This is a genomic window from Anaerococcus vaginalis ATCC 51170 (assembly GCF_000163295.1).
Classification (GTDB): Bacteria; Bacillota; Clostridia; order Tissierellales; family Peptoniphilaceae; genus Anaerococcus; species Anaerococcus vaginalis.
This window is the reverse complement of record NZ_GG700527.1, coordinates 1,778,954-1,805,931: the sequence shown is the minus strand read 5'-3', so window position 1 is coordinate 1,805,931 and position 26,978 is coordinate 1,778,954. Positions and strand designations below refer to the sequence as shown.

Here is a 26,978-nt window from a genome sequence, read left to right as displayed (position 1 = left end):
AAATTTTGTCAAATTTATTTCACATCTTATGTTAATAATCAGTCCAATATTTTAATTTTTAGTATTTCAATACTTATCAAGTTACTAATTAAATATATAAATACTCTACCTCTTATGAAAATTTTAACCACAAGTTCATTATTGTTTTAAAAAGTTTATATTATTTTCAAAAAAATTTCTCCCCACACATTGTTAATTTTATATTAATGATTTATAATACCCCTAGAGATAGTATTTAAGTTTTTAAAACTATACTCTTTTACACCATTATATTTAAATTTTAAAAAATGAGCTTATATATTTAGTGAGACTCAAAATATTTTGTTACTTGTGCAAGGTTTTTGTCTGTTTATTAAATATAAACTGCTTTTACCTTGCTTTTTTTAAGGAGATTTTATGGAAATTGAAATGTTAAAAGGAAAAATTCATAGGGCTACTGTGACTCAGGCTGAACTTGACTATGTTGGTTCTATTACTGTTGATGAGGCTTTGCTTGGTGCAGCTGGAATTAGAGAGTATCAGAAAGTGCAAGTAGTTAATATTAACAATGGAAATCGAATTGAAACTTATACAATTGCTGGCGAGAAAGACAGTGGTGTTATTTGTTTAAATGGTGCTGCTGCAAGACATTTTTCGCCTAATGATTTGGTTATTATAATGGCTTATGCCTCTTATAGTGAAAAAGATTTAGAAAATTATAGTCCGAAAGTTGTTTTTGTTGATGATGAAAATAAAATTCAAAAAATTTCATCTTACGAAAAACACGGGAGATTATCATAAATAAATTTTAGTGGTGTATTAGGCTATCTCTAAATATTTTTAGAGGAGAAGAAAATGAAAGTTATCAAAAAAATTGATGAATTGAAAGATGTTTTGAAAGATTTTAAAAAAGAGGGCAAATCAATCGGCCTTGTTCCTACCATGGGATTTTTGCACAAGGGTCATGCAAGCCTAATTAAAAAAGCAGTTTCAGAAAATGACATCGTAGTTGTTTCTGATTTTGTAAATCCAATCCAATTTGGACCAAATGAGGATTTGGAGGCTTATCCTAGAGATATAAATGCTGACAGCAAATTGTGCGAAGACTTGGGAGCTGATTTTATTTTTAATCCAGAACCAAGCGAAATGTATCACGACAAAAAAGCCTTTGTAGATATTGAGGGACTTTCTGATAATTTATGTGGAGCAAGAAGAGCTGGACATTTCAGGGGAGTTTGTACTGTTTGTACAAAATTATTTAATATTGTTGGACCTAATAGGGCGTATTTTGGACAAAAAGATGCCCAACAGCTTTCAATTATTAAAAAATTAGTTTTTGATTTAAATATTCCAGTTGAAATTGTTGCTTGCCCAATTGTAAGAGAGGACGACGGACTTGCTATGTCTTCAAGAAATACCTATCTTTCAGCTGACGAAAGAAAGGCTGCTCTTTGTCTTTCAAAGGCAATTTTTGAAGGAGAAAAAATGGCAAAGAATGGAGCAAGTGTAGGTGAAGTTTTGGAAAAAATGAAAGAATTAATTTCATCAGAAAAACTTGCAAAAATCGACTACATCAGTGCCGTTGACCTTGAAACAATAAAAGATGTAGATAATTTCAACAAAGACACCTTGGTTGCCATTGCCGTATATATTGGAAAAACCAGATTAATTGACAATTTTATTTATGAGGTGTAGACGTGGAAAAATTTTCAAGAATTTCAGATAAAATAACTCAAAATATCGGTTTAATTATTGTAATTTTTTCTGTCATAGCCTATTTTGTCCCAGATTATTTTTCTTGGATGACAAATTACACCACCATTTTTCTTGCCCTTGCAATGTTTGGAATGGGAACATCTATAGATTCAGATTCTTTTAAGAAAATATTAAAAAATCCTAGGGATATTTTTATAGGCGCCTTGGCACAATTTACAATAATGCCCTTGCTTGCTTGGATTTTGGCAGTAGGTTTCAATGTAAATAAAGATATTGCCTTGGGAATAATTCTTGTAGGCTGTTGCCCTGGAGGAACCGCCTCAAATGTAATAACCCACATAGCTGGAGGAAATGTTTCAATGTCAGTTTCTATGACAATTTTATCAACACTTCTTGCCCCAATTGTTACACCATTTTTGGTTTATCTTTTGGCAGGAAGATGGGTTGAAGTTTCAATTTTGGCCATGTTTAAATCAGTTGTTACAGTAGTTTTAATACCAGTTTTGATGGGAATTTTTGCAAAAAAATTAAGCCCCGAAAAAATGGAAAAATCAAAATCAATTTTCCCATTAATATCATCCCTTGCAATTATTTTAATAATTTCAGGAATAATCGGAGCAAATGCAGAAAAAATTGCAAAATCTGGACTAATCGTTTTATTAATAGTAATGATTCACAATGCCCTAGGACTTTTATTAGGACTTGGCGTTTCCAAATTATTCAAAATGGATTATGACAAGCAAACAGCGCTATCAATCGAAGTGGGAATGCAAAATTCTGGTCTTGCCATCCAACTTGCTACAGCAAATTTTGCCCTAAATCCACTAGCAACCCTCCCAGGAGCAATTTTTTCAATCTGGCACAATATTTCAGGTTCAATTTTCGCATCAATCAGAAGAAAAGATGTAAAAGAAATTGCCTTTGCTAGGGAAAGGTAAATTTTAAATATTTAATCAAAAAAGATGAGGATTTTTGAAGTCCTCATCTTTATTTTATATTTCTTATTTTTGAGAGTTTCCTCTTATGTCAACTTCTATTACTTTTTCAAGCTCATCATTTCTGTAACCGTAAAAATAATAGTTAGCTTTGCTGTTGAGCATGAGTGGTTTGGAATTATTTGAATTCTTTGTCAAACTATAAATCACTTTTATATTAATTTATTAAATAATTAAGATTTAAAATAAAAAGGATTTTTTCTATTTCATCCTAGCCTTATCCCAAACATCAAGATAGGATTTGTAGAAAGAAAGATCTTGGACAGTTTCCAAAACTCCTAAATAATTTCCGTTCTTATCCCTAACTGCATAGTAGGTCACAGCGTGGTCGTGGCCCTTTATGTTTTTTATGATTTGAAATTTATCCTTGCTCCCTTTTTTAAATTCACTGATAAGTCTTCTTACTATTGGCTCAACTTGTGGTGGGTGGCATGAATAAACTTCCCTTCCTAAGGATGTTTTTGCTCTTTTAAAAATCTTTTCACCCTTTATGTCATTATAATAAGAATTTATATCATTTTTATCTATAAAAGTTATCTCAATTTCCAAAGTATCAAGAAGGGCCTCAAGCTCATCAACTTTCATCTTTCCCTTAGAAAAATTAATATATCCATCCATAGAATCTTTCTCATTATTTATATTTTCTCCATCATCCCAAATTTCTTTTTTGATTATATCATCAGGATAATCTTTCAAATCCTCATAAAGACCCAAAAAATCTTCATTTGAAATCACATCTTCCATCAAAGGATACAAGATATTTTCTTCCTTATAAGTCATCTCCCTTGCTCTTTCAAATACTTTTTTGACATCATCAAAATCAGATTTTTTGAAAGCTTTTTTGAAATTTTTAGAAATTTCAATATCAACTCCCCACATAATTTCAGATGGACCTGGCTTATTGTAATTTTCCTTTAGCAAAGGATATATCAAGTCCCCCTTTTTCCTATAATGAGAAGTAATATTATTGGAAATATCCTTAATTTCTTCCAAATCTTTGCTATTTTCTCCCAAATCGATAAGTTCTTTAATTTTTTCATTTTCCAAAAAGAAAAACCTAAGAGGATGACCAGAAATATTTATTAATTTCAAATCCTTTCCATCTTCACTTTCAGTTTTTCCATGAAAAAGTGAAGAATGAACATCACAAAGCCTTTGAACATCAGCCCTATCAACTCCCCCTTCAAGAAGAGCTTCCTCAGCATCCATAATTTCAGAAGATGAAACATTTTCGAAATTTTTTACAAAATCCTTTCTAACACTTTCAAGATATTCCCCTTCTGACAATCTTTTTACATAAGATTTAATGAGTTCTCTTCTATTTTTAACTTCAAAATCATCATAAGAGTTAATAATTTCATAACCCAAATCTTCTAACTTTTTGTCAACATTATCAATTCCAACCATCTTTGCCCCGCGTCTAATAGACATTTTTTTGCCCATAGTTTTAAGCATAAGAGGATTGGAAAGATTTTTAAAACCAAGACCTATAAGATCTTTTTTTAATTTATCATCATGATTAACCAAATCATAAATCGCCTTATTAATATCAATTTTTTTAGCCATAATATCCTCCAATATTATTATACTCTTCAATTGATAATGTCTATTATTTGTATAAAAAAAGCAAGAAGTATCTTGCTTCAGACTGTAGACAAAGTAGATGAAAAACGCAATTTCATCTACTTTGTCTATATAATAAACGCTTAAATCAAGCTATCTATGGGTATAAATATACTAAAGATGGAGGAAGTTATTCTACATAAAAACGAAAATAATAATACTGAACAAGTCCAAATGGTATCAGTAGAACAACTAGTTCCAAAAAATCACATATTAAGAAAAATAGATAAACACATAGACTTCAACTTCATATACGACCTAGTAGTATTAATAAAACTTGTAATCCTACAATACTTCTTCAACATAAACAGCATGAGGCAAACAATAAGAGAAGTAGAAGTAAACCTAGCCTCGTCGGTTCTTAGGACTGGACTTCTACGATAAAGTTTCACACTTTTCAACTTCCGGTAAAAACTATGAAAGAAGATTTAAAAATACAGACCTATTCACTCAAATATTCGAAAATATCCTAGACCAAGCAATGAATTATGGATTCGTAGACGCAAAAATACAATTTGTAGACTCAACCCATGTAAAAGCACATGCCAACAGACATAAAAATCAGAAAGAAAAAATAAAGAACAAATTAAAAGCAAGGTAAAAGTAATAATCAGACATATCTGGCAAGAATACATAGACTATTGTGAAAGATATAGACTAACTAAAGCAGGAAAAGCTGAATACAAGCAAAGAAAAGAAACAATAGAAAGACTATTCGCAAGTGCAAAACAATACCATAGCTTTAGATATACTAACATGATAGGAAAAGCAAAAATGAGTATGAAAGCAGCACTAACTTTTGCGTGCCTAAATATGAAAAAACTAGCAAAATTACTTGATAAATCAGAAGATAATGGAGGTAAATTTTCTCAATTTACTATATTATTTGAAAAATTAATATATTTGAGAATAAATATAAAAAAAGTGTCGATAAACCTGTTTTATTAGGAGGTTTGCCGACGCTCTGAAGCGATGTCTTCGCTTGTTTTACTTTTTAATTTTCATAATCAACAACACTTAAAAGTATTGATTTTGGTCCTAAATGGACTCCAAATACTGGTGGCACTGTCATTTCTTTATATATTTTGGCGTTTTTTATTTCTTCTTTTAGTAATTCTTTTATTATTTTTATTTCTTCAAAGCTTGCTCCGCCGCCTATTGCTAGGCCGTATTCTTTTTTATCTTTTATTTTTTTCTTTATGATTTTTGCTATTTCTTGGAATGATTTTTTTCTTCCTATAACTTTTTTTGCTATTTTTATTTCTCCGTCTTTCATTGTAAAAATCGGCGTGAAATTTATAAGATTTGCAACTTTTCCTATTGATTTTGGCAATCTACCTCCTTTTACAAGGTAGTCAAGACTTTCTGCTCTTACGTATATATTTGCTTTTTCTACATCTTTAATTGCTCTTTTATAAATTTCTTCGTATTTTTTTCCTTTTATAGCTGATTTTGCTGCTTTTGTTGCTATAAAATATAGGGGAAGTGATGCTATTTTTGTATCTATTATATCGATTGTAACATTTTTATTTTCTATATGATCTTTTGCTAAATTCATCATATTGTTCATACCTGAAAGATGGGATGATATTGAAAAACATAGGATTTTATTGTATCCTTCTTCTATATATTTTTCTAGATTTTCTACAAATTCTCCTACTCCTGGTATTGATGTGCTAACTTTTTCTTCTGTATTTTTTAATTTTTCAAAAAATTCTTCGCTTTCTAAATCTATTTGGTCTGTGTAACTTGTATCTCCAAAATGTATTTTGAACGGCACTATGCCTATGTTATATTTTTTTGCTTCTTCTAGGTTAATCGAGTTTCCTGAATCTACTATTATTTTTATTTTCTCCATTTTTTCCTCTTCTAATTATTTTTTCTCAAAAAAATAGCCTCAAAACAAAAAGTTTTGAGGCCTTATGTCTTTTTTTATAAGTAATATTTTTTTACTACGTTTAATTGATCGTCTAATTCATAAACTAATGGTTGTCCTGTTGGAATTTCTAAATCCATTATGTCATCGTCTGAAATTTTTTCTAAATGTTTTGCCATAGCTCTTAATGAATTTCCGTGTGCTGCTACTAAAACTGTTTTTCCATCGATTAAGTCTTTTGCTATATTGTCTATATAAAATGGCAAACATCTTTCTAGTGTTACTTTTAAGTTTTCTGCAACTGGTATTATATCTTTTGGATATTCTTTAAATCTATCTTCGTTTGCTTGTGCATTTGCTTCTTCGTCTGTTAAAGCTGGTGGAAGTGTATCGTATGATCTTCTCCAAATATGAACTTGTTCATCTCCGTATTTTTCTGCTGTTTCTTTTTTGTTTAATCCTTGAAGTGCTCCATAGTGACGTTCGTTTAATCTCCAAGATTTTACAACTGGCACGTACAATTGGTCAGAATATTCAAGGGCAAAATTACAAGTTTTTATTGCTCTTTTTAAAATTGATGTATAAGCTATATCAAATTTTATTCCTGCATCTTTTATTTTTCTTCCAGCTTCCTTTGCTTCTTCTACTCCCTTGTCTGATAAATTTACATCTACCCAACCTGTAAATTTATTGGCAAGATTCCATTCACTTTGTCCATGTCTTACGAAAACTAATTTTTTTGTCATTATCTTCTCCTCATTTTTTCCTTTTTCTCAAGCTGTTTTTGCTTGGCTTTCATTGACTCATTCTTTTCTTCATCGATATTGTCAATCCATGTTAGGGCGTTTGCTGTTCCTTTTATTACACATTCTCTTGGATCTTGGGCAATTTTTACATCAATTTGAAGTCTTTCATTAATTCTTTTTGCAAGTCCCAAGGTTAATGCTCCGCCACCTGTTAAAAATATACCTCTTTCATACAAATCTGCAGCTAATTCTGGAGGTGTTTGCTCTAATACATTTTTTACTCCATTTATTATTTTATCAATTGATGGTAGTAAGCAAGAATAGATTTCTCCAACTGGAAGATAGATTCTTGATGGAAGTCCATCTTCTATAAGTCGTCCTACAACTTCAATTGAATCTGTATAATCTGCCTCTTGAGCTTTTATTTTTATCATTTCTGCACTTGATTCGCCAATAAGCATCCTATATCTGTTTCTTATATGATCTTTTATATCATTGTCGAAAGTATCTCCAGAAATTTCTATAGAATCGCTTGTTACGATTTGTCCCATAGAAACTACTGCAATGTCTGAAGTTCCTCCTCCAATATCTATAACCATATTTCCTTTTTCATCTGTTATATCTATATCTGCACCAATCGCTGCTGCGAGAGGTTCGTCTATCAAATAAACTCTATGAGCTCCTGCATTTTCTGCTGCTTGAAGAACTGCTCTTTTTTCAATTTGAGTTGCCTTGCTTGGAACACAAATCAATAAATCAGGTTTAAATAAAGATTTATTCAAGGATTTTTTCAAAAAATATTTAAGCATTTCTTCTGTTGCGTTAAAATCTGCAATTACTCCGTCTTTTAAAGGCTTTAATGCAATTACATTTCCAGGAGTTCTTCCCAAAATTTTTTTTGCATCTTTTCCAACTGAAAGAATTTTTCCTGTGAGTGTATCTTTTGCTATAACTGAAGGTTCTTCTAAGCAAATCCCCTTATCTTCAACGTAAACAAGGACTGAGGCTGTTCCCAAATCTATTGCCACACTTTTTCTTAACCTTGACATGGCCTCTCCTATTTATTTTTTAATTTATCAACTTGGTCTAATTTTTCCCAAGTAAAATCTTCATCATTTCTTCCAAAGTGTCCGTAAGCTGCGGTTTTTTTGAAAATTGGTCTTTGTAAATCTAATTTATCAATGATTGCTTGAGGTCTAAAATCAAAAACTTCTTTTACAATTTCTGTAAGTTTTTCATCTTCATATTTTCCAGTTCCAAAACTATCTACATAAATTGATAGAGGTTTTGCAACTCCAATTGCATAAGCTACACCAATTTCGCATTTTTTGCAAAGACCTGCTGCAACCATATTTTTCGCTGCATATCTTGCCATATAAGCTGCTGATCTGTCAACTTTTGTTGCATCTTTTCCAGAAAATGCTCCGCCACCAGATTTTGAATATCCACCGTAAGAATCAACGATTATTTTCCTTCCTGTAAGTCCAGAATCTCCTTTTGGCCCACCAATTACAAATTTTCCTGTTGGATTTATATAAAATTTTGTATCATCGTCGATGTATTTTGGATCAATAACTTCTTTGATTACTTTTTCTATTACATCTTTTTTGATTTGTTCAAGGCTTACTTCTTCTGAATGTTGAGTTGAAATTACTATAGAATCTACTCTTTTTAATATGTCATCATCATATTCTACTGTAACTTGGCTTTTGCCATCAGGTCTTAAATAATCAAGAATTCCTTCTTTTCTAACTTGAGCAAGTCTTTTAGAAAGTTTTTGTGCATAAACAACTGACAATGGAAGATATTCTTCTGTTTCATCATCTGCATAACCAAAAACCATTCCTTGATCGCCCGCTCCAATTTTGTCGTATTTATCATTTGTAGATTTAAAATCCATTGAATCATTTACGCCTTGGGCAATGTCAGGAGATTGTTCAATCAAAGAAGTTAAAACTGCTACGTTTTGATAATCAAATCCTAATTTTGGATCATCATATCCTATTTCTTTGATTGTATCTCTTGCTATATTTTCTATTGGCGCATAAGCATTTGTTGAAATTTCTCCAACAACCAAGACAAGACCAGTTGTTGTTACACATTCACAAGCCACTCTCGAATTTTTATCTTGTTTTAAACACTCATCTAAAATCGCATCAGAAATTTGATCGCAGACTTTATCTGGATGTCCTTCTGTTACTGATTCTGAAGTAATTAATTTTTTCATATTAAGTCCTTTCTTTTAAGGATAATTATACCTTAAATTATTACGATTTGTTATATTTTAATCAATTTTTTCTAACAAAACTACAGCTCTTGCCTCAATTCCTTCTCCACGTCCTGTAAAAGATAATTTTTCTGAAGTTGATGCCTTGATTGATACATTTTCTATATCAGTTTTTAAATGTTTTGCCAATTTTTTTTGAATTTCTTCTCTTTTAGGAGAAATTTTTGGCATTTCACAAATTATAACTGTATCTAAATTTCCGATTTTGTAGGATTTTTCTTCCATTAATTTTACAACCCTATCAAGAAGTTTTATTGAGTAAATATCTTTGTACTCATCGTCAGTATCTGGAAATAAATTTCCAATATCTGGAAGATTTAAGGCTCCCAAAATCGCATCCATTATGGCATGAACCAAAACATCTGCGTCTGAGTGTCCCAAAAGTCCTTTTTCATATTTAAATTCAACTCCACCCAAAATTAATTTTCTATTACAAACTAATTTGTGAACGTCATATCCTATTCCGATTCTCATACTAATCCTCTAAAAACGCCTTGGCAAATATCAAATCTTCTGGTGTAGTCATTTTTATATTTGAATATTCGCCTTCAACTACTTTTATTTTTTCATCACTATAAATTTCAAAAAGCTGGCTATCATCTGTTATTGTAAAATTACTTTGTGTATATTTTTCGTAAAAATCCAAAATCATTTCCTTATCAAAGGCTTGAGGAGTTTGAACATTGTAAACTTCTTTTCTAAGTGGTGTAGTTTTTACCAAAGAATTTTCATCTACAATTTTTACCGTATCTTTTGATTTTACTGCACTTATTACAGCCTTATAGTCTTTTAAATTTTCTAGCACTTTTTCAAATAGTTCTTTACTTGCAAAAGGTCTTACCCCATCATGGGTTAAGACCAATTTTGAATTTTTATCTACAGCTTTTAAGCCTTCATAAGTTGAAAGTTCTCTTGTTTCTTTCCCAAAAACATAGGAAATTTTCTTGTCATATTTTTTTAAAATATCCTTCAAATAATTTTCATCATCTTTTCTAATTACTACAATTATTTGGTCAATTTGGTCAAGTTTTACAATGGTATCAAGGCTAATTTCTAGAATTTTTCTGCCCATAATTTCTATGTAGGGTTTTGCCTTGTTGGATTTCATCCTAAGTCCATTTCCTGCTGCTGTAATTACCGCTGAAATTTTTTTGCCGTCTATCATATTATTCCTTTGCTCTTACAAATATCATTTTTCCAGCCGATGTTTGTAAAACACTAGTTACTGTTGTATTTATTTTCTTTCCAATTAAATCTTTTCCATCTTCAACTACAACCATTGTTCCATCTTCAAGATAACCTACTCCTTGGTTTCTAGATTTTCCTTCTTTGATAACTTCAATTTCCATTATCTCTCCAGGCAAAACCTTGGTTTTCATTGCATTTGCCAAATCATTTATATTTAAAACTGTAATCCCTTGCACATCTGCAACCTTGTTTAAATTGTAGTCATTTGTAAAAATTTTTGCTCCTGTATCTTGGGCAAATTTTAAAAGTTTTGAGTCTACTTCTTTTATTTCTGGATAATCTTTTGAACTTATTTCAAGATTTATATCCTTATTTTTTTTGATTTCTTTTACAACGTCAAGCCCACGTCTACCTCTTTCTCTTTTTAAATCGTCGGGACTATCGGCTATGTGTTGAAGTTCTTCTAGGACAAATTCTGGAATTATTAATTTTCCTTCAATGAAATTAATCTTTATAATATCTAAAATTCTTCCATCAATTAAAACTGATGTGTCTATTAATTTTAAGGATGTATCCTTTGAAATTTCTTTTTTATTTTCTCTTCTATTTGATATTTTTACATTTTTTACTTTTTGGAATGTTTGAGGGTATTTGTCAGGATATTTTGATGCAATTCTCCAACCCAAAAGTCCAAAGCCCAAATAAATAATAATAGATAATAGCACAAAAATTGAATTACCAACTACTGGTAACGACAAAGAGCTTAATGGTTTGGTTGCAAGAAAGGCTAAAATTAAACCTACAATTACCCCGCTTATTCCAACTGCCACACTAAGTGGCGGTAAATCTTCTAAGTATTTTTCTAACTTCATAAATACATCTTCCATCATTTTGTAAATAAAACCTGATAGAAAATAAAATATGCCTGCAAATAATAAAGCCACTAAAACATTTACTGCAATGAAAAAAACAGAACTACCTATTGTAAAATCCACAACAGATAGTACCAATTTTAATACAGATATGCCTAGAATAGCTCCAATTACAGAAAACATAATTCGAAATATTCTATTTAACATTATCTTCTCCTAATTTTTTATAATCCGATTGATTCATCAATCATTTTTTCAGCATCATCTTTTTCTAGAGAGCCTGACATAACTAATTCGCTAGCCATAATTCTTCTTGCCCTATTTAAAAGTTTTTTCTCAGTTGTTGAAAGCCCCTTATCATCGTCTAAGGCAACAAGGTCTCTTACCATATTTGCAATTTTGAAAATATCTCCAGTTTTTAAAATTTCTTGATTTTCTCTATATCTTAGATTCCAATTAGAATTTAAATCTTTAGGATCTTGTTCAAGAATTGCAAGTATTTCTTCTCCTTCTTTTTTGGATATAACATCTCTAATATTCATTTTGTTGATATTTGCTTTTGGAATTGATATATCCATGTTACCTATAGGCATTTTGAGTATAAAATATTCTTTTTCCTCGCCTAAAAACTCTTTGGTTTCTACAGAATCAATTATCCCAGCTCCATGCATAGGATAAACTATTTTATCACCGATTTTAAACATTTTGACCTCCTAGGTTCTCTCTTTTATTATAACCTTTTTTGGCAAAATAGTAAAATCAAATAATTTTACAGTATACTACCACTATATTCTTTTGTCAATACTTTTTTTCCTATTCGAAATCAACTCCTTGCTATCTTTTGAAAAGCCCGTTCTCATTTTTACAGCTCTGTTTAAAACTTTTACTTCACTTTTTTTATAAGAGCCTCCAAAATCGCCATCTAAAGTCCAATCAATTTTTTCGTCACTTTCAACTTTAAAAACAGAACCAGACCTAAAAATCACATTATCATTTTCTTTTTTGCTCCTAAGCCCATCGATAATTTGATTTAGTTCTATTAATCCCTTTGGTTTTTTAATTAAAACAGCTTCAAAAATTCCATCATCAAGTCCAATATTTTTATTGTAAAAATTATTAAAGCCTCCAACCGAAACAGAATTTGTTGCCATAAAATGAATAAATTCTCCTTCAAAAACTTCTTCATCAATTTTTATTTTTGCCTTGTAAGATTTTAAATTTGAAACAGTTTTTACTCCCTCCAAAATATAAGCAAATCTTCCAAAAATATTTTTCATTGATTGGTCAGTTTCGTAAGAAACTTGGGCGATTGAACCAAAGGCTGCAACGTAGGTAAAAAATTTAGAATTAAATTTTCCAACATCCACATCCATAACTTCGCCTTTTATAGCATATTTGCTAGATTTTTTTATGTCAGAAGGAATTTTTAATGACCTTGAAAAATCATTTGTTGAACCTGTTGGAATGTATCCAATTATAGAATTTGCATCAGCTTTTAAAACACCAGAAACAACTTCATCCAAGGTTCCATCACCACCGCTTACCAAAATCTCATCATATTCTTTGGCAAATTCCTTTACTTTTTCTCTCGCATCATCCGCTCTTTGCGTTGCATAAACTGTCGGAAAATAAGAATTTTTGCTAAAATATTCAACAATTGAGCTTAAATAATTTCCTATAGTTCTTTGCCCGCTCATCGGATTATATATATATAATAACTTTTTCATTTTATCCCTCAAATTTGTAAATAATATATTTATATTTTACTTACATTTGCTAAGTTTTAAAGTATTAGCTAATTTTAATTCCAATTTATCAACTAACATGATATACTTAAAATTGTTATTATATAAAATATAACAGAAAAAAAGGAGTAAAATATGGAGAAAAATAATACAAGATTTATAGTCGAAGGAGGAGTGTCAATCGCCCTTTCTTTTGTACTTTCTTTTGTAGTTTTGTTTAAAATGCCTTTAGGAGGTTCAGTAACTCTTGCATCAAGACTTCCAATTATAATTTTTGCAATAAGATGGGGAGCTAAAAAAGGACTTTTGGCTGCAGCAGTTTTGGGATTGTTGAATATGGTTTTTGGAGGATATGTAATTCATCCTGCCCAAGCAATTCTTGATTATATTCTTTCATTTTCAGCAATTGCCCTTGCAGGTATATCATTTAGCAAAAATAAAAGCAAATATTCATACATTCCATCAATAATAATTTCATATTTAGTAAGTGGAGCTTTTAATGTGATTAGTGCTTTTATATTCTTTAACGATATGGCAACAGCAAAAGCAGCCGGCTTTAATAACTTTACCCTATACGCTTTTGCATATAATTATTCTTTCTTAGCAGCTGATGCTTTGATTTTAATAATTGTATTTTTGCTTATTTTTGATAGGGTAAAAAAATTTCTAGATAAACAAAATTAAAAATAAGAATTCAAAAAGACCATCTTCCGATGGTCTTTTATTTTGAAGATGATTCTACGATTTCTAGATTTCCTTTAAAAGAATAGGATTTGGCATAATTTGTTATTATAAAAAAATCTCCTTTTTTTATTGGATATGTTTCATCATCTATTATAATTTCCCCACATCCCTTTATTATGCTTTCTAAAATATATGGCTCTTTTCTTTCAAACGAAATTTCTTTTTCTACATTTATTTTTTTTACTGTAAAATACTCATTATCATACAAAATTTCTATATTTTTTTCTAAATTTTCGTGGATTTTTTCTGTGTCTAGGCACTTTAAGGCTTTTTTTGATTTTTCTAGGTGCAAAGCTCTTTTGTTTCCATTTTTATCTTTCCTATTGTAATCATAAAGTCTGTAAGTTATATCTGACGCTTGTTGGATTTCCAAAATCAAGGAATCTTTTTTTATGGCATGAACCATGCCGGCTGGCACTTTAAAAAAATCTCCTTTTTTTGAATTTTCTTCTTTTAATAAATCTTCCCATTTTTCCTTATCTATTAGGTCAATGGCTTCTTTTTTGTTTTTTGTTTTTAAGCCATAGATTATTTTTGCCGGATTTTCATTTAAAATATACCAACACTCACTTTTGCCGTAGGAATTTTCATTTTTTGCCATTTCATCATCTGGATGGACTTGGATTGATAAGTCATCGTTTGCATCTATTAGTTTTATCAATAGGGGAAATTTTTCTTTTTTTTCATTTCCAAAAATTTCTTTGTGGTTTTGATATAAAAAATCTAAATTTTCACCCTTATATTTTCCATTTAAAATTTTTGATGGGAAATCTTTCATAGCAGAAATCGCCCAATATTCTCCAATATTTTTTGATTCGAATTGGTAAAGAAATTCTTTTTTAAGCCTATCTCCTCCCCAAATTTTTTCTACAAATTTTCCTTCTAAAAATAATATTTTTTCCATAAGTCACCTCTTTTTTATTATACTAAGAAAAAAATAAAGCCCAAGGATAAACCTTGAGCCTTTCTTTATGCTACTGTTAGTTTGTTTTTGTGAAAGAAGTTTGTAAGATAAATTTGTACAGATGATACTACTATGTTTAAAATAGTACCGAACCCCATTACTCTTGTTAATTCTTCTATAGTTTCTATTTTGCTTAAATAAAATCCGCTTTGTGTTTGAGTTGAGCTTTCTGATACATTTATTGCAAAAGTTTCAAAAAATTTAAGACCAAAGGTTAGCCCTAAAACTGAAACTATTATTGTTATTATAATAAAAACTAAAACAGGTCCAAATTTTCCCATATCTTTGAAAGTTTTGCTTGAACCAATGCTGATTGATGCCAAAATTCTTGTAAAAGTTGCAAGCAAGGAAAATATCAGTGTTATTATCCCCATTATTAATGTTTTTGATGGAAATTGATCAAAAAAGCTTTTTATTTGGTCAAACAATTCTTTTATTCCTATTCCATCTTGTCCTGTCGAAATAACTAAAAATCCAAAAAATTCTATCAAAAATATTAAACCTGCAAGTATAGCAAGAATCATTATATTTAGAATTCTTGATGTTGTTATATCTTTTGATTTTACTGGGAGGACATCATAAAAGGCAGCCTCTTCGCCATAAAATTTTTTGTAATCATTTAAAATTACAATTATCATAGAAATTGCAAAGGATGAATACATAACTAGCATTGAAATAACTGTGATAAAATCCAAAAACGCTGAGTCAAAATATAAATTTATATAATTTAATACAAGTGACAAAATTAAAGGAATTACCATCCAAGGAATTATGTCCCTAATATTTTCTTTTAATTGGTGTTTTAATAATTTAGCCATTGAAAACCTCCTCAAAGTATTCTTCAACTCCCATCTTGTGATTTTGTCTCAAATCATCAATATTTTCTTCCAAAATAATTTTTCCATCAGAAATAAATACAACCTTATCCAAAAGTCTTTCGATTTGACTAATCAAATGAGTTGAAATAATCATAAGACCTTCTGAATCAAAATTATCAATTATTACATCCATAATTTTTCTCCTACTTGCAGGATCAATTCCACTCATTGGCTCATCCAAAAGATATAAATCCGATTTTCTTGAAAGAGAAAGAGCAATTTGCACCTTGTCTTTCATACCCTTTGACATATTTTTTATTTTCATTTTCATATCAAGTTTAAAATCTCTAATTATTTTTTCAAATTTTTCTTTTGAAAAATCTTCAAAAAATTCGTCATATAAATTTGAAATTTGAATCAAATTATATGATTTGTCCAAAGGAAGATGGTCTGGTTGGTAGGATACAAATGATTTTGTAAGATAGTCTGGATTTTCTCCACCAATTTTAACCTCGCCCTTATAATTTTTTTCAAGACCTGCAAGAATTCTAAGCAAAGTTGTTTTTCCCGATCCATTAGGTCCCAAAAGCCCAACAATTTCTCCTTTTTTAAAATATAAATTTAGCTTATCTAAAACAAGTTTATTTTTGTATGCAATAGATAAATTTTTAATCTCTAACATTAGTCCACCTCCCAAAATTTATCAAGACCATCAAGAGCATCTTCTTTTGAAATTTTTAAATTTTTTGCATTGTTAATAAAATCTTCGCAAATTATTTCAAAAGCATTTTTTGACAAAGATTTTATCAAATCCCCATCATCCGTTACAAATCTCCCAGCTGTCCTTTGGCTTTTGCAAAGCCCATCGCGTTCAAGCTCAGACAAAGCTCTTTGGACAGTATTTGGATTTACTTCATAATCCTTGGCAAGATTTCTAACAGAATCAATTTTTTCGCCAGCTTTCCACACGCCACTTGAAATTTTCGACTTAAAATCTTCTAAAATTTGAAGATAAATGGGTCTATCATTATCAAATTCCATTTATTCCTCCTTTTTTTCTATCGCTTGCCCAACAACCAAACCAATCAACATTCCAATCGGAAGAAAAGTTCCAATATTATCGTACAAAGAACCAAAAATTATACCAAAACTCATTCCGATAGTCATGCCTTCTGCCAAATAATTTTGCTTGTTTTTGTAATTTTGATTTTTGCCTTTAATTTTTTCGCTTTTTTCAAGTTTTTTTATAATAAATACAAACAAAAAACCCAAAAGCCCCATAGGCAAAATTATTTTTAAAATATTCATTCACTTTCCTTTTTGTATTTTTGTATTATTGTATCGCTCTCTTAATACAATAATATTATATCCCCGATTTTTATTTTTGTAAAGTCTTTTTTTAAATTTTTAAAATTAAAAAATAAAATACGCTAAACGCCTAATTTAAAAGCTTTTACCACTTATTTTTTAAAATTTGATTTTGTTTTTTTTTTGAAAATTCTTCAAATATTTACTCAAATTTTACAAAAATTTTTACATTTCCTAATAAATATAATTTAATATCTAAATTGAAAGAAAATTTGAAAATAATCCCTCAAAATTTACGCTCTTTTCTAATAATTTCATTTTTTCTTTTGCAAATATTTGTTGGTAATTGCCTCAAAAATTTTTAGCCTAACAAGGCTAAATTTTTTAAACAAATATACTAAACTAAATAAGTGATTTTAAAACCTATTTTTCAAAATCTCCAAACAAAAAAGGCCCTAGGATTTCTCCTAAGACCTTTTTGTTTTATTTTCTATTTTATCTAATGCTTACTCTACCAAAAGCTGATTTTATATCCAAATCTAAATCTGATTCCTCTGGATTAGTTGAAACTTGGTAGCCATCTTTTGTTTGCAATTTATTTTTAAATTTATCCGCAATTGAATAAGATGATGATTTAATCAAAGCTTTTATATTTTTATTAAATTCATTTGTATCAATTACAACTGATCCAAATTGTGTTCCTATATTAACTTCTTTTGCATCAACGATTTTAAAAATTTTAATTGAACCAGCTTTTGATGAAAGATCAACTTTTTTCATATTTAAGCCATCAATTCTTATAGAACCATTTACAAGATCAACATTTGCATTTTCTCCAGAAATATTTGAAAGATAAACTGATCCATTTACAATATTTATATCAAGACTATCATAAATATTTTTGCCCAAATATAATTTTACATTCGCACTTGCATCCAAAGACTTATAATTTTCATTTACACTTACAATTAATTTGTCCTCAACAACTTCAATATTTAAATAATCATTTACTTGGTCTTCTTTGTTTTTGAAATAAACTTTCTCATCAACCATAATATGATTTTCTTGAGCTCTTTCAATATCCAAAGAACCATTTATAAGATCAATTTCAATAGCATTAACATCATCATCGATTTTTGTTTGATTTTCAGTTTTTTGAGAATTTATGTGGTAAATATTAGGAATATTTACACTATCAAGATCAATATCAAAATCAAAATTTGAAATAGTTTCACTTGTCTTTTTCATAATTTTTTCAAAAGAAGTTGATAATTTATCAACAAAACTTTCCTCATTATTTTTAGACTTGTCTTTGCCAACCGCCTCCAAAAGATCGCTAGCTTGTTCAACTGTAATTTTTCCTTCTTTTAACATATCTAAAATCATTTTCTTTTCTTCATTCATCTTTAAGCTCCTTTAAAAGTTCACTTGCTTGGTCAGGAGTAATCTCTCCGCTGTTGACCATATTCAAAATATCTATTCTAGATTCTTGTTTATTTATTTTTCCACCAAGTTTTTTTACAATCTTGTCAATTCTATTTCTAACAGTCGGGTAAGAAATTCCCAAACTCTCTCCAACATCTTTTATACTGCCACGCTTTTGCAAAAAAAGCTCAATAAATTCCAAATCCTCAATATCAAGTCTTTGAAACTTACCCATCTCAAATTCTCCACTAACTTCAGTAAAACATGAATTACATTTATAAGAAGTGATAACCAAGTCACCACCACAATTAGGACATTTATTAATCAAACCCCGCCTCCTTTATAAAATAAGTATACCACCATTTTAATTTTTGTAAAGTTTGTTTTTAATTTTTTTAATATTTTAATATCATATATTAATTAATTTAATATTTCGTTTTAATTAAATCACTTCGAAAATTAATTTTCAAAATTTTCAAAAAAAAAGACAAAAGATAAAACTTTTGTCTCAAACTATTAAAAAAATATAAAACTATAACTGATAAACAAGTTACCATTTCTCTTATTTATAATTTATCATGCTTTAAAGTAAATTTTTTGCCCAGTAACTTTTCAAGCTTCTTAGGATCCAAATAATTGTATTTACTACAAGTGCTAGATTGAAAGTGAAATTTAATAATACTACTATCCCATAAATTTCTTGATTTTTTATGAATTTGAATGGATTTAAATATGAAATTAGGGAAAAAATCAAAAATACTCCTATCCATTTTATTGAAGTTTTTAAATTTTCTTTGTAATCTGGGAAAATAAAATGTCTATTTTTGTATCTTTTTATAAAATTATCTCTTTTTTGCTTGTATTTTTTTCTATCATCTCTCTCATTTTTTATAAGGGCTGAATAATAAAAAATCATATCGTCATAGGTTGATGTGAATTTTTTAAGGTTTTCGCATTCTTCTTTTGAATAGGAGATGTCTATTATTTGTTTTGTTATATTTGCTTTTGATTTGTATGAAATTTTTTCATTTCTTAATTTTTTTAATTTTTCTATATTTTTTTCGTTTTCGATTTCTTTTTTCGTTTTATCTTCGTATTTTTTTGTATTTTTTCTAATTAGAAAATAAAAACTTAATAATATTAGAAAAACTAAAATTTGTCCTAAAAAAATTAACATAAAATTACTTGTATCAAGGCTTGTCACAAATAGCATGACAAAACTTGGTAGTAAAATAATCAAAAGGGCATAGCCTATAAATTTTATTACACTTCTCATTTTTCTTCTCTTTCTAATAGGTCTTGGTAATATTTTTTTAGTTTCAAGCCTATATTTTCTATGGATTTTTCTTGGGCGAGCTTATATCCTTCTTCTTTTAGTGAAGGATATTTTCTTTCCAAAATCAATTTTATTTTTTTGTAAAATTCTTTTTTGTCTTTCGCTTTATAAATTTCTTTTCCGTCTTTGAGATTTTTATAAATTTCTATATCTCTAATTATTGTGTCGGCTTTTGTTGCAAGGGCCTCTAGCAAAACTATTCCTTCGGTTTCTTCAAATGTTGGAAATATATAAAGGTCTGAGCCTGAGTAGGCTTCTCGCAATAATTCTTGGCTAACGTAGCCTGGAAAATGCAAATTTTTCAAATCTGTTTTGACAGCTTTTTTGATTTTTTCTGGAACTAAGCTCAATTTCAATTCTCCAAACCACACAAATTCGTATTGGGGAAGTTTTTTTGCAAGATCTACGAAATCCAGAATCCCTTTTCTTTCTATAAATAGACCAACTGAAATGATTGATTTTTTATTTTTATCAAGCTTATATCTTTGATAAAAATTTTCCCTGTCATTTTCTTTTTTCTTCCAAAAATCTAGGTCGACTCCGTTTGATACTACTTTAATTTCTTTGCCAATATCATAAGATTCTAGAATATTTTTGGAGTATTTTGTTGGTGTTAAAATCAAATCTCCTTTTTTGTAGCAATGTATAAGCCATTTTTTGAAAAATGGTGCAAGTTCATTTGATAGGATAAAAGAATTTTTAAAATCTTCCTTGGTGGAATGTCCATGATAGACAACTTTTTTGCCAGATTTTCTCGCCTTATTTGCAAAAAAAGCAGACTTTGGAAAAACTGTATTTATGTGGCAAATATCATAATCGTCATCTGGATTTAAGGTATATGAAACTCCAACCAAATCCAAAGCCTTTTTTTGATGGTCTATTGCTTTTCCAACGCCAGATTCTTTTACAGTTTGATAATCTTCATTATAAATAAGAATTTTCATGTGTCCTACCTTTTTTGATTGCTTCTTTATATAATCTTTCGCAATTTTCGCCAAAAGAATCTATAGAAAAATTTTCCAAAGCATATTTTCTTGCGTTTCTAGAAAGTTTATCCTTTTTTTCTTTATCAAGAAAAATCATTTCCAAATATTTTTTAAAATCAGAAAAATTTTCATATTGGTAGCCATTAAAATCATCAATTATTACCTTATCAAGGCAGTAATCTTTTCTACAAATCGCAGGAGTAGCATTGCTCATCGCCTCATAATAAGTAAGTCCTTGAGTTTCGGACTTACTTGCAGAAACAAAAGCATCTGCCATTCTATAATAATTATTAACTTCAAAAGGCTTAACCATACCCGCAAAATATATTTTTTTCTCAATATTTTTTGCATAAGATTTCAAATCTTTTAAATAAGGTCCGCCTCCTACAAGAATAAATTTTAATTTTTCTATATCAAGCCTTCCGTAATAATCAATTAATTCCTCAATATTTTTTTCTTCGGCAAGCCTACCCAAATAAAGAATTATTTTATCGCTTGCATCAAATCCATAATAATCTCTAATTTTATTTTTATCTTCCAATTTTTCTGGCATTTCTATGCCAGTAGGAATTATTTTTATTTTCTCATCCTCAATATCATAAGATTTTAAAATTTCTCTAGTTTTTTCACTTGGAACAATAATCATTTCAACCCTATCGGCAATTGCTTTTGAAAAAACCGAAATCATTTTTTTGCCCACCTTTTTTGATGGAGAAAAATAATGAGTGTAGTCTTCATAAATTGTATGATAGGTGTGAACTAAGGGACAAGATGTTTTTTTGGCAATTTTTGTCGCCATCATAAAAGTAGAAAATTCGCATTGTGAATGGACAATATCTGGTTTCCAATCTTTTATTTCCTTAATAAATTTATTTCTTAAAGTTGCAGAAATCCTTGCCTCTGGATAAATTTTCCCTGCACCAAGACTTCCTATATAATAAACATTTCCTTTTTTATAACTTTCAGTTGAATTTGAGAGGGTTAAAACTTTTACGTCAAATCCCCTATCTTCCAGATAGGATTTTAAATTTAAAATTGATCTTACTACACCATTGACGACGGGATGGTACCAATCAGATGTAATTAAAATTTTCATCGAATCACCTCTTTAACTAACTTAACATTTCTTCATTATAAACTTACAAAGTCTATTAATATTGTATGCAAAAAGTAAATATTTTTCAATTTATATCAATTGGGGTATATTTTATCTAGTAATAATTCAAAGAAAGGGTGATAATTTGGGAAATTTAATAGTTGGCGATGTGCTTTTATTATTCTTTTCAATTTATGTAGGAATATTTTTCAAAAAATTTCACACAGACTATCCAAAAATGAGAGTTGGCTTTCACATTTGGGAAGTTTGTTACAATAAAGAATGTTGGGAATACGGAAATAATTTTGCAGGAAATCTTTCTATAATTCTTGGAATAATTTTATTTGGCATAATTTATCCAATAATTTTGTATTTCAAAATAAAAAGAAATATATGCGTAATCCTTCTAATTGTTTTTACAATCCTATATTTTATCCTTTTACTTACAATTTTAAGACACCACATGAGAAAAAAATTTAATTTAAAAGATGAAAAAGATGATGAAGATGATAAAAAATAAAGCTATTTTACTTTTTTTGTAAAATAGCTTTATTTTTTCTTTGAGATTTTTATTTAAAAATTTTAGTCTTCTTCTTTGTCTATATATTTTCTTTTTAATCTTATAGCTGATGGGCAAGCTGCAACTCCGCCTTCGCCTGTTTCTCTTAGGCTTGCAGGAAGGGCATCTCCAACTTCTTTTAAGGCGTCTACTGTTTCGTCAAATGTTACCAAAACTTTTACTCCAGCAATTGCCATATCAGCTGCTGAAAGTGCGTTTATAACTCCTGATGCATTTCTAATATTGCAAGGAAATTCTACCATTCCTCCTATTGGATCACAAACAAGCCCCATGATTGATAAAAGTGCAATTGATGCTGCATCTTCCATCACGTCAATGTCACAACCTCTTAAATAACAAATTGCTGCTGCACACATAGCTGCTGCAGATCCACACTCAGCTTGGCATCCGCCCTCAGCTCCCGCAAAAGTTGCATTGTCAGCAATAATTTGTCCAAATTCTGTTGCAACGAGAATTGCTTTGATCAACTCTTCATCAGAATATCCATATTTTTCACGCATCGCCATTAAACTTGCTGGAACAATTCCTGCAGATCCTGCTGTTGGACTTGCTACAATTTTTCCCATTGATGCGTTTACTTCTGATGTTGAAAAAGCCATTGCCATTGCCTTTGTTGGCAAATCTCCCATTATTGTATCTTCTGATAGAAAATAATTGTTCATTGATTTTGCATTTCCACCAGTCATTTTTGTCATTGACATTAATTTTTTATCAAGAGCTTTTTGTGAAGATTCTTTCATAACATCAAGAGATTTTTGTAATAATTCAAAAACTTCTTCTTTTGATTTTCCTGTTAGCTCCATTTCATCTTCAAGCGCAATCTCCCAAACTTCCTTGTTTTCTTCTTTTATTCTATTTTTAATATATTCCATTGTTGTTTTCATAAATTACCCCAAATATTTTATAAATTCAAAATTCTTACCAGCTTCAATTTCTTTGTAAACTTCTTCTTCCAAATCTTGATCTAATTCTACAATTAGCATAATTGTGTTGCCCTTGTTTATAGTTTTCATATTTTTTATATTATAATTGTGGTCAAACAAAACATTTGAAATGAAAGCTATCATTCCTTTTTGTTCAGGATAAGTACAAATAATTGTAGGATTTTTTCCATTATATTCTACTTCATTGTCCATTATTTGATTTATCATAATATTTCCGCCACCAATTGATGAGCCTCTCAATTTAAATTCATGGCCGTCTGGGTAGTGAAGAACAATTTTTACTGTGTTTGGATGAACTTCTCCCATATCTTGTGGAATAAAATTATAAGTAATTCCTGCGTCATCTGCTATTTTAAATGAGTCTCTTAATCTTTCATCTTCTGGTCCGAAACCCAAAACTCCTCCAACCAAAGCCCTATCTGTTCCGTGACCTTGGTAAGTTTTTTCAAATGATCCGTGTAAATAAAAATCAACTTTTGTAAATCCTTCTCCGCCCAAATCTCTTGCGATTTTTGCAATTCTGTTTGCTCCCGCAGTATGGGATGATGATGGGCCAATCATTACAGGTCCAATAATATCAAATACTGATAAATTTGCCATTATACTCTCCTTATTTTTGAAATTTCTTTTGGACTATCTATTATAAGATTTGGCTTTAAATTTTCCAAAATTTTTCTTTCTCTAAAGCCCCAAGCACATCCTACAGTAAATACTCCAGCATTTTTTCCACACTCCATGTCGACTTCGCTGTCTCCAAAATAAAAAATATCCGAATAGTCGACTCCAAATCTTTCTTTTATTATATACATACCCTCAGGAGACGGTTTTCTTTTTATATCTTCTCTATATCCTAAAATAAAATCAAAATAGCCTTCTCCAAAAATTTCTCCTATAACTTTTTTGCAAGTGGAATCTGGCTTGTTAGAAAAAGCAACCAAAATTTCGCCCATTTTTTTTATTTTTTCAAGCTCTTCTACGATTCCATCATAAGGCTTTGTAAGATAGGTTGGATTATCATCATATCTTTTGTTATAAGAGTTTAAAATTTTTTCTCTTTTTTCAGATTTTTCAAAGCCAATATAATCAAGAGTTTTTTCAATCAAAACTTTTGGACCATTTCCTACAAACTCCTCAATTTTTTCTTTCGGTACTTGACTTAAAGAAAAATTTTTTAAAGTTTGGTTTATATTATATGAAATAGAATCAATCGTATTTAAAAGTGTTCCATCTATATCAAAAATATACATTTATGTATCTCCTTTTGTTTGCCAATTTGTGCCAAACTATTATTACTATACCACTCATTAGTGGTATAATAAAAACAATATGTGAAACGAAAAAATAATAAGGAAGGAAAATATGCAAACAAGAAGAAATTTATCTATGCTAAGTGATTTTTATGAATTTACTATGGCTTATGGATATTTTGAAAGTGGAATGAAAGATACGATTGCAGTTTTTGATGCATTTTACAGAAAAAATCCTGACGGCGGAGGATTTTCAATTTTTTCTGGCTTAGATGATATTATTGATTATGTAGAAAATATTCATTTTGATGAAGAAGATATTGAATACTTTAGAAAAAATACAAAATTTTCGGAAGAATTTTTAACTTATTTGAAAAATTTTAAATTCACAGGAGATATTTGGGCATTTCCAGAAGGATCAGCAATGTTTCCATCTGAACCGATTGTAACTGTAAGAGCTCCAATAATTGAAGCACAAATTTTAGAAACTTATTTGCTTTTGTCTTTAAATTACGGCTCCCTTGTTGCTACAAAAACAAATAGAATTGTAAGAGCTGCAAAGGGAAGAACTGTGATGGAATTTGGAGCAAGACGTGCTCAAGGGCCTGACGCTTCTGTAAAAGGCGCAAGGTCTGCCTTTATAGCCGGCGCTCCAATCACATCAAACACTCTTTCAAGTCAAATGTATGCTTATCCTGCTGGAGGAACTATGGCCCACTCTTGGGTTCAATCCTTCGATTCAGAATATGAGTCATTTTTGGCTTATGCAAAATTATATCCAGATAACTGCATTTTATTAATTGACACCTACGATGTTTTAAAACAAGGTTTGCCAAATGCTATGAAAGTTTTCAAGGAAGTTTTAGATCCTTTGGGAATTTCTGGAGGAGTTAGGATTGATTCAGGAGATATTGCCTATCTTTCAAAAGAATGCAGAAAAATTTTAGACGAAAATGGCTACAAGGATGCAAAAATTGTTGCAAGCAATTCGCTTGACGAATACAAAATAGAATCCCTTCTCCAACAAGGCGCAGAAATTGATTCATTTGGAATCGGCGAAAGATTAATCACTGCAAAATCCGATCCAGTTTTTGGTGGAGTTTATAAACTCGTTCAAGTTGAAGATGAAAAAGGTAAACTCGCAAAAATAAAAGTATCAGAAAATGTAGAAAAAATTACAACACCAGGGCTTAAAGAAGTTTACAGATTATACGACAAAAAAACTGGTAAGGCAGAAGCTGATTATATAACTTTAAAAGAAGAAAAAGTCGATGAAACTAAACCACTTGTAATTTTTGATCCACACTTTACTTGGAAGATGAAAAGAATGGAAAATTATGAAATTCGAAAAATGCAAATTCCAATTTTTGCAAACGGCAAAAAAGTTTATGAATCTCCAAAAATTGAAGAAATAAACGAATACTGCAAGTCCGAAGTGAAATCCTTGTGGGATGAGGTAAAAAGATTTGACCAACCTCACAATTATTACGTCGACCTTTCTCATGATTTGTGGAATTTAAAACAAAACCTAATAATGAAGGCTATGAGCAAATAATGATAGCCATAATTACTGGAGCAAGTTCAGGCATAGGATATGAATTTGCAAGGCAAATTGACAAAAAAAATTATGAAGAAATTTGGCTAATAGGAAGAAGATTTGAAAAACTTCAAGATTTATCAGAAAAATTACAAACAAGGGCAAGGATTTTTGCCCTTGATTTGTGTGAGAAAAAATCTTTTGAAACTTTAAAAAAAGAATTAGAAATTTCAAACAAAAAAATAGGACTTTTGATAAATTCTGCAGGCATGGGAGAAAATGATTATTTTAAAAACACAAGTTTTGATGATGATATGAAAACTTTGGACTTAAATATAAAAGCTCTCACAGCAATGACGAAATTTTCTCTAGATTTTTTCCAAAAAGACGGAATAATTTTAAATATTGCCTCATCAGCAGCCTTTATTCCACAGGCAAAATTTGCCCTTTATGCTGCAAGTAAGTCTTATGTTCTGTCATTTTCAAGAGCTGTAAGGAGAGAGTTTAAAGATATAAAAATTTCAGTTTTATGCCCAAACAGGGTCGAAACAGAATTTTTAAAAAAATCAAACAATAATTCGGGTGGAATAAAAAATTTAGGAAATGAAAATCTAGAAAAAATGGTAGAAAAAGCCGTAAAAAAAATGGGCAAAAAAGACCTAATAACCACCCACCCAAGTGCAAAAATTTTATTAATAATTTCAAAAATTTTCCCCCATTCTTTTATAATGTGGATTGAGAAAAAACTTTCTATGTATTAATTTTTTATTTTAAATTAAAAAGAAGGCAAGTGTGCCTTCTCAGACTGTTGATAAAGTATACAAAACCTCATGCTAAGAATATCATACGGAAAAAATTGATTTGATTTCAAATTTTAAAATTCGTCAAAAAAACGCACTGTTTGAGCGTTAGCGAGTTTGCGTTTTTAGAATTTTGGAATTTAGAAATCAACAATTTTTGAAGTCC

Annotated in this window: 32 protein-coding genes; 9 read left to right on the top strand and 23 right to left on the bottom strand. The window is 29.7% G+C overall.

The window, feature by feature from the left end; all coding sequences use genetic code 11:
• Positions 1-396: 396 nt before the first annotated feature.
• The 3 genes from panD to HMPREF0078_RS08425 are packed head-to-tail and all read left to right on the top strand — an operon-like array spanning position 397 to position 2,633.
• The gene (gene panD / locus HMPREF0078_RS08435) at positions 397-780 is read left to right on the top strand and encodes an aspartate 1-decarboxylase (RefSeq protein WP_004839789.1); all 384 of its coding nucleotides are present in this window, start codon (positions 397-399) and stop codon (positions 778-780) included.
• Positions 781-834: 54 nt separating this feature from the next.
• Positions 835-1,674 (top strand): pantoate--beta-alanine ligase, encoded by an 840-nt coding sequence (gene panC / locus HMPREF0078_RS08430; protein WP_004839787.1) that lies wholly within the window; start codon positions 835-837, stop codon positions 1,672-1,674.
• Between the two features lie 2 nt (positions 1,675-1,676).
• Positions 1,677-2,633: a bile acid:sodium symporter family protein gene (locus tag HMPREF0078_RS08425; RefSeq protein ID WP_004839785.1), complete on the top strand. Its 957-nt coding sequence runs from the start codon at positions 1,677-1,679 to the stop codon at positions 2,631-2,633.
• Positions 2,634-2,891: 258 nt separating this feature from the next.
• Here the strand turns inward: HMPREF0078_RS08425 and HMPREF0078_RS08420 are convergent, their stop codons facing one another.
• Positions 2,892-4,256 (bottom strand): DUF438 domain-containing protein, encoded by a 1,365-nt coding sequence (locus tag HMPREF0078_RS08420; RefSeq protein ID WP_004839784.1) that lies wholly within the window; start codon positions 4,254-4,256, stop codon positions 2,892-2,894.
• Positions 4,257-4,412: 156 nt separating this feature from the next.
• On the opposite strand from HMPREF0078_RS08420, the gene HMPREF0078_RS09400 reads away from it, so the two are divergent.
• Both HMPREF0078_RS09400 and HMPREF0078_RS09395 read left to right on the top strand, forming a co-directional pair.
• Positions 4,413-4,697, top strand: coding sequence for a transposase (locus HMPREF0078_RS09400; RefSeq protein ID WP_004839781.1), 285 nt, complete (start codon positions 4,413-4,415; stop codon positions 4,695-4,697).
• Positions 4,698-4,898: 201 nt separating this feature from the next.
• On the top strand, positions 4,899-5,261 hold the full coding sequence (locus HMPREF0078_RS09395; RefSeq protein WP_409359711.1) for a transposase: 363 nt from the start codon (positions 4,899-4,901) through the stop codon (positions 5,259-5,261).
• Positions 5,262-5,307: 46 nt separating this feature from the next.
• On the opposite strand, the gene HMPREF0078_RS08410 is transcribed toward HMPREF0078_RS09395, so the two are convergent.
• The 9 genes from HMPREF0078_RS08410 to HMPREF0078_RS08370 all read right to left on the bottom strand — a co-directional run bounded on the left by HMPREF0078_RS08410 (position 5,308) and on the right by HMPREF0078_RS08370 (position 13,009).
• Positions 5,308-6,171, bottom strand: coding sequence for a DegV family protein (locus tag HMPREF0078_RS08410; protein ID WP_004839774.1), 864 nt, complete (start codon positions 6,169-6,171; stop codon positions 5,308-5,310).
• 74 nt (positions 6,172-6,245) lie between these two features.
• Positions 6,246-6,935, bottom strand: coding sequence for a 2,3-diphosphoglycerate-dependent phosphoglycerate mutase (gene gpmA, locus HMPREF0078_RS08405; protein WP_004839773.1), 690 nt, complete (start codon positions 6,933-6,935; stop codon positions 6,246-6,248).
• Positions 6,935-7,984, bottom strand: coding sequence for a rod shape-determining protein (mreB, locus tag HMPREF0078_RS08400; protein WP_019118962.1), 1,050 nt, complete (start codon positions 7,982-7,984; stop codon positions 6,935-6,937). The genes gpmA and mreB overlap by 1 nt, the downstream gene beginning before the upstream one ends.
• Positions 7,985-7,992: 8 nt before the next feature.
• Positions 7,993-9,162: a methionine adenosyltransferase gene (gene metK / locus HMPREF0078_RS08395; RefSeq protein WP_004839771.1), complete on the bottom strand. Its 1,170-nt coding sequence runs from the start codon at positions 9,160-9,162 to the stop codon at positions 7,993-7,995.
• A gap of 57 nt (positions 9,163-9,219) precedes the next feature.
• Positions 9,220-9,696 (bottom strand): 2-C-methyl-D-erythritol 2,4-cyclodiphosphate synthase, encoded by a 477-nt coding sequence (gene ispF, locus HMPREF0078_RS08390; protein WP_004839769.1) that lies wholly within the window; start codon positions 9,694-9,696, stop codon positions 9,220-9,222.
• A 1-nt stretch (position 9,697) separates the two neighbouring features.
• Positions 9,698-10,387, bottom strand: a complete 690-nt coding sequence (ispD, locus tag HMPREF0078_RS08385; protein WP_004839767.1) for a 2-C-methyl-D-erythritol 4-phosphate cytidylyltransferase — start codon at positions 10,385-10,387, stop codon at positions 9,698-9,700.
• A 1-nt stretch (position 10,388) separates the two neighbouring features.
• Positions 10,389-11,489: a PIN/TRAM domain-containing protein gene (locus HMPREF0078_RS08380; protein WP_039920676.1), complete on the bottom strand. Its 1,101-nt coding sequence runs from the start codon at positions 11,487-11,489 to the stop codon at positions 10,389-10,391.
• Between the two features lie 17 nt (positions 11,490-11,506).
• Positions 11,507-11,986, bottom strand: a complete 480-nt coding sequence (locus HMPREF0078_RS08375; protein WP_004839762.1) for a CarD family transcriptional regulator — start codon at positions 11,984-11,986, stop codon at positions 11,507-11,509.
• An 81-nt stretch (positions 11,987-12,067) separates the two neighbouring features.
• A complete protein-coding gene (locus HMPREF0078_RS08370) occupies positions 12,068-13,009 on the bottom strand; it encodes a diacylglycerol/lipid kinase family protein (RefSeq protein WP_004839761.1) in 942 nt (313 codons plus the stop codon).
• Between the two features lie 153 nt (positions 13,010-13,162).
• Here HMPREF0078_RS08370 and HMPREF0078_RS08365 point away from each other — a divergent pair, with 153 nt between their 5' ends.
• Positions 13,163-13,711, top strand: coding sequence for an energy-coupled thiamine transporter ThiT (locus HMPREF0078_RS08365; protein WP_004839760.1), 549 nt, complete (start codon positions 13,163-13,165; stop codon positions 13,709-13,711).
• A gap of 37 nt (positions 13,712-13,748) precedes the next feature.
• On the opposite strand, the gene HMPREF0078_RS08360 is transcribed toward HMPREF0078_RS08365, so the two are convergent.
• From HMPREF0078_RS08360 to HMPREF0078_RS08315, 10 genes are all read right to left on the bottom strand, one after another.
• On the bottom strand, positions 13,749-14,675 hold the full coding sequence (locus HMPREF0078_RS08360; protein ID WP_004839757.1) for a type I phosphomannose isomerase catalytic subunit: 927 nt from the start codon (positions 14,673-14,675) through the stop codon (positions 13,749-13,751).
• A 65-nt stretch (positions 14,676-14,740) separates the two neighbouring features.
• Entirely contained in the window at positions 14,741-15,553 is an 813-nt protein-coding gene (locus HMPREF0078_RS08355) for a hypothetical protein (RefSeq protein ID WP_004839755.1), read from the bottom strand.
• The gene (locus tag HMPREF0078_RS08350) at positions 15,546-16,235 is read right to left on the bottom strand and encodes an ABC transporter ATP-binding protein (protein ID WP_004839754.1); all 690 of its coding nucleotides are present in this window, start codon (positions 16,233-16,235) and stop codon (positions 15,546-15,548) included. The genes HMPREF0078_RS08355 and HMPREF0078_RS08350 overlap by 8 nt, the downstream gene beginning before the upstream one ends.
• On the bottom strand, positions 16,235-16,594 hold the full coding sequence (locus tag HMPREF0078_RS08345; RefSeq protein ID WP_004839752.1) for a GntR family transcriptional regulator: 360 nt from the start codon (positions 16,592-16,594) through the stop codon (positions 16,235-16,237). The genes HMPREF0078_RS08350 and HMPREF0078_RS08345 overlap by 1 nt, the downstream gene beginning before the upstream one ends.
• A complete protein-coding gene (locus HMPREF0078_RS08340; protein ID WP_004839750.1) occupies positions 16,595-16,861 on the bottom strand; it encodes a hypothetical protein in 267 nt (88 codons plus the stop codon).
• 495 nt (positions 16,862-17,356) lie between these two features.
• Positions 17,357-18,265, bottom strand: a complete 909-nt coding sequence (locus tag HMPREF0078_RS08335; RefSeq protein WP_004839749.1) for an SHOCT-like domain-containing protein — start codon at positions 18,263-18,265, stop codon at positions 17,357-17,359.
• On the bottom strand, positions 18,258-18,614 hold the full coding sequence (locus HMPREF0078_RS08330; RefSeq protein WP_004839748.1) for a DUF2089 domain-containing protein: 357 nt from the start codon (positions 18,612-18,614) through the stop codon (positions 18,258-18,260). Before HMPREF0078_RS08330 ends, HMPREF0078_RS08335 begins: the two co-directional genes overlap by 8 nt.
• A 255-nt stretch (positions 18,615-18,869) precedes the next feature.
• Positions 18,870-19,562: a hypothetical protein gene (locus HMPREF0078_RS08325; protein WP_004839746.1), complete on the bottom strand. Its 693-nt coding sequence runs from the start codon at positions 19,560-19,562 to the stop codon at positions 18,870-18,872.
• Positions 19,559-20,566, bottom strand: coding sequence for a glycosyltransferase family 4 protein (locus HMPREF0078_RS08320; RefSeq protein WP_004839744.1), 1,008 nt, complete (start codon positions 20,564-20,566; stop codon positions 19,559-19,561). Before HMPREF0078_RS08320 ends, HMPREF0078_RS08325 begins: the two co-directional genes overlap by 4 nt.
• Entirely contained in the window at positions 20,547-21,704 is a 1,158-nt protein-coding gene (locus HMPREF0078_RS08315) for a glycosyltransferase (RefSeq protein ID WP_004839743.1), read from the bottom strand. The genes HMPREF0078_RS08320 and HMPREF0078_RS08315 overlap by 20 nt, the downstream gene beginning before the upstream one ends.
• A 145-nt stretch (positions 21,705-21,849) precedes the next feature.
• Here HMPREF0078_RS08315 and HMPREF0078_RS08310 point away from each other — a divergent pair, with 145 nt between their 5' ends.
• A complete protein-coding gene (locus HMPREF0078_RS08310; RefSeq protein ID WP_039920674.1) occupies positions 21,850-22,224 on the top strand; it encodes an SdpI family protein in 375 nt (124 codons plus the stop codon).
• Positions 22,225-22,286: 62 nt separating this feature from the next.
• Here the strand turns inward: HMPREF0078_RS08310 and sdaAA are convergent, their stop codons facing one another.
• From sdaAA to HMPREF0078_RS08295, 3 genes are read right to left on the bottom strand one after another with little or no spacing between them, the layout of a single operon-like run.
• On the bottom strand, positions 22,287-23,168 hold the full coding sequence (sdaAA, locus tag HMPREF0078_RS08305) for an L-serine ammonia-lyase, iron-sulfur-dependent, subunit alpha (protein ID WP_004839739.1): 882 nt from the start codon (positions 23,166-23,168) through the stop codon (positions 22,287-22,289).
• A gap of 3 nt (positions 23,169-23,171) precedes the next feature.
• A complete protein-coding gene (gene sdaAB / locus HMPREF0078_RS08300) occupies positions 23,172-23,828 on the bottom strand; it encodes an L-serine ammonia-lyase, iron-sulfur-dependent subunit beta (RefSeq protein WP_004839738.1) in 657 nt (218 codons plus the stop codon).
• Entirely contained in the window at positions 23,828-24,475 is a 648-nt protein-coding gene (locus HMPREF0078_RS08295) for an HAD family hydrolase (RefSeq protein WP_004839736.1), read from the bottom strand. Before HMPREF0078_RS08295 ends, sdaAB begins: the two co-directional genes overlap by 1 nt.
• A 112-nt stretch (positions 24,476-24,587) precedes the next feature.
• Between HMPREF0078_RS08295 and HMPREF0078_RS08290 the strand changes: the two genes are divergently transcribed.
• Entirely contained in the window at positions 24,588-26,030 is a 1,443-nt protein-coding gene (locus HMPREF0078_RS08290; protein ID WP_004839735.1) for a nicotinate phosphoribosyltransferase, read from the top strand.
• A complete protein-coding gene (locus HMPREF0078_RS08285) occupies positions 26,030-26,773 on the top strand; it encodes an SDR family NAD(P)-dependent oxidoreductase (protein WP_039920671.1) in 744 nt (247 codons plus the stop codon). The genes HMPREF0078_RS08290 and HMPREF0078_RS08285 overlap by 1 nt, the downstream gene beginning before the upstream one ends.
• The last annotated feature ends 205 nt before the right edge of the window (positions 26,774-26,978 follow it).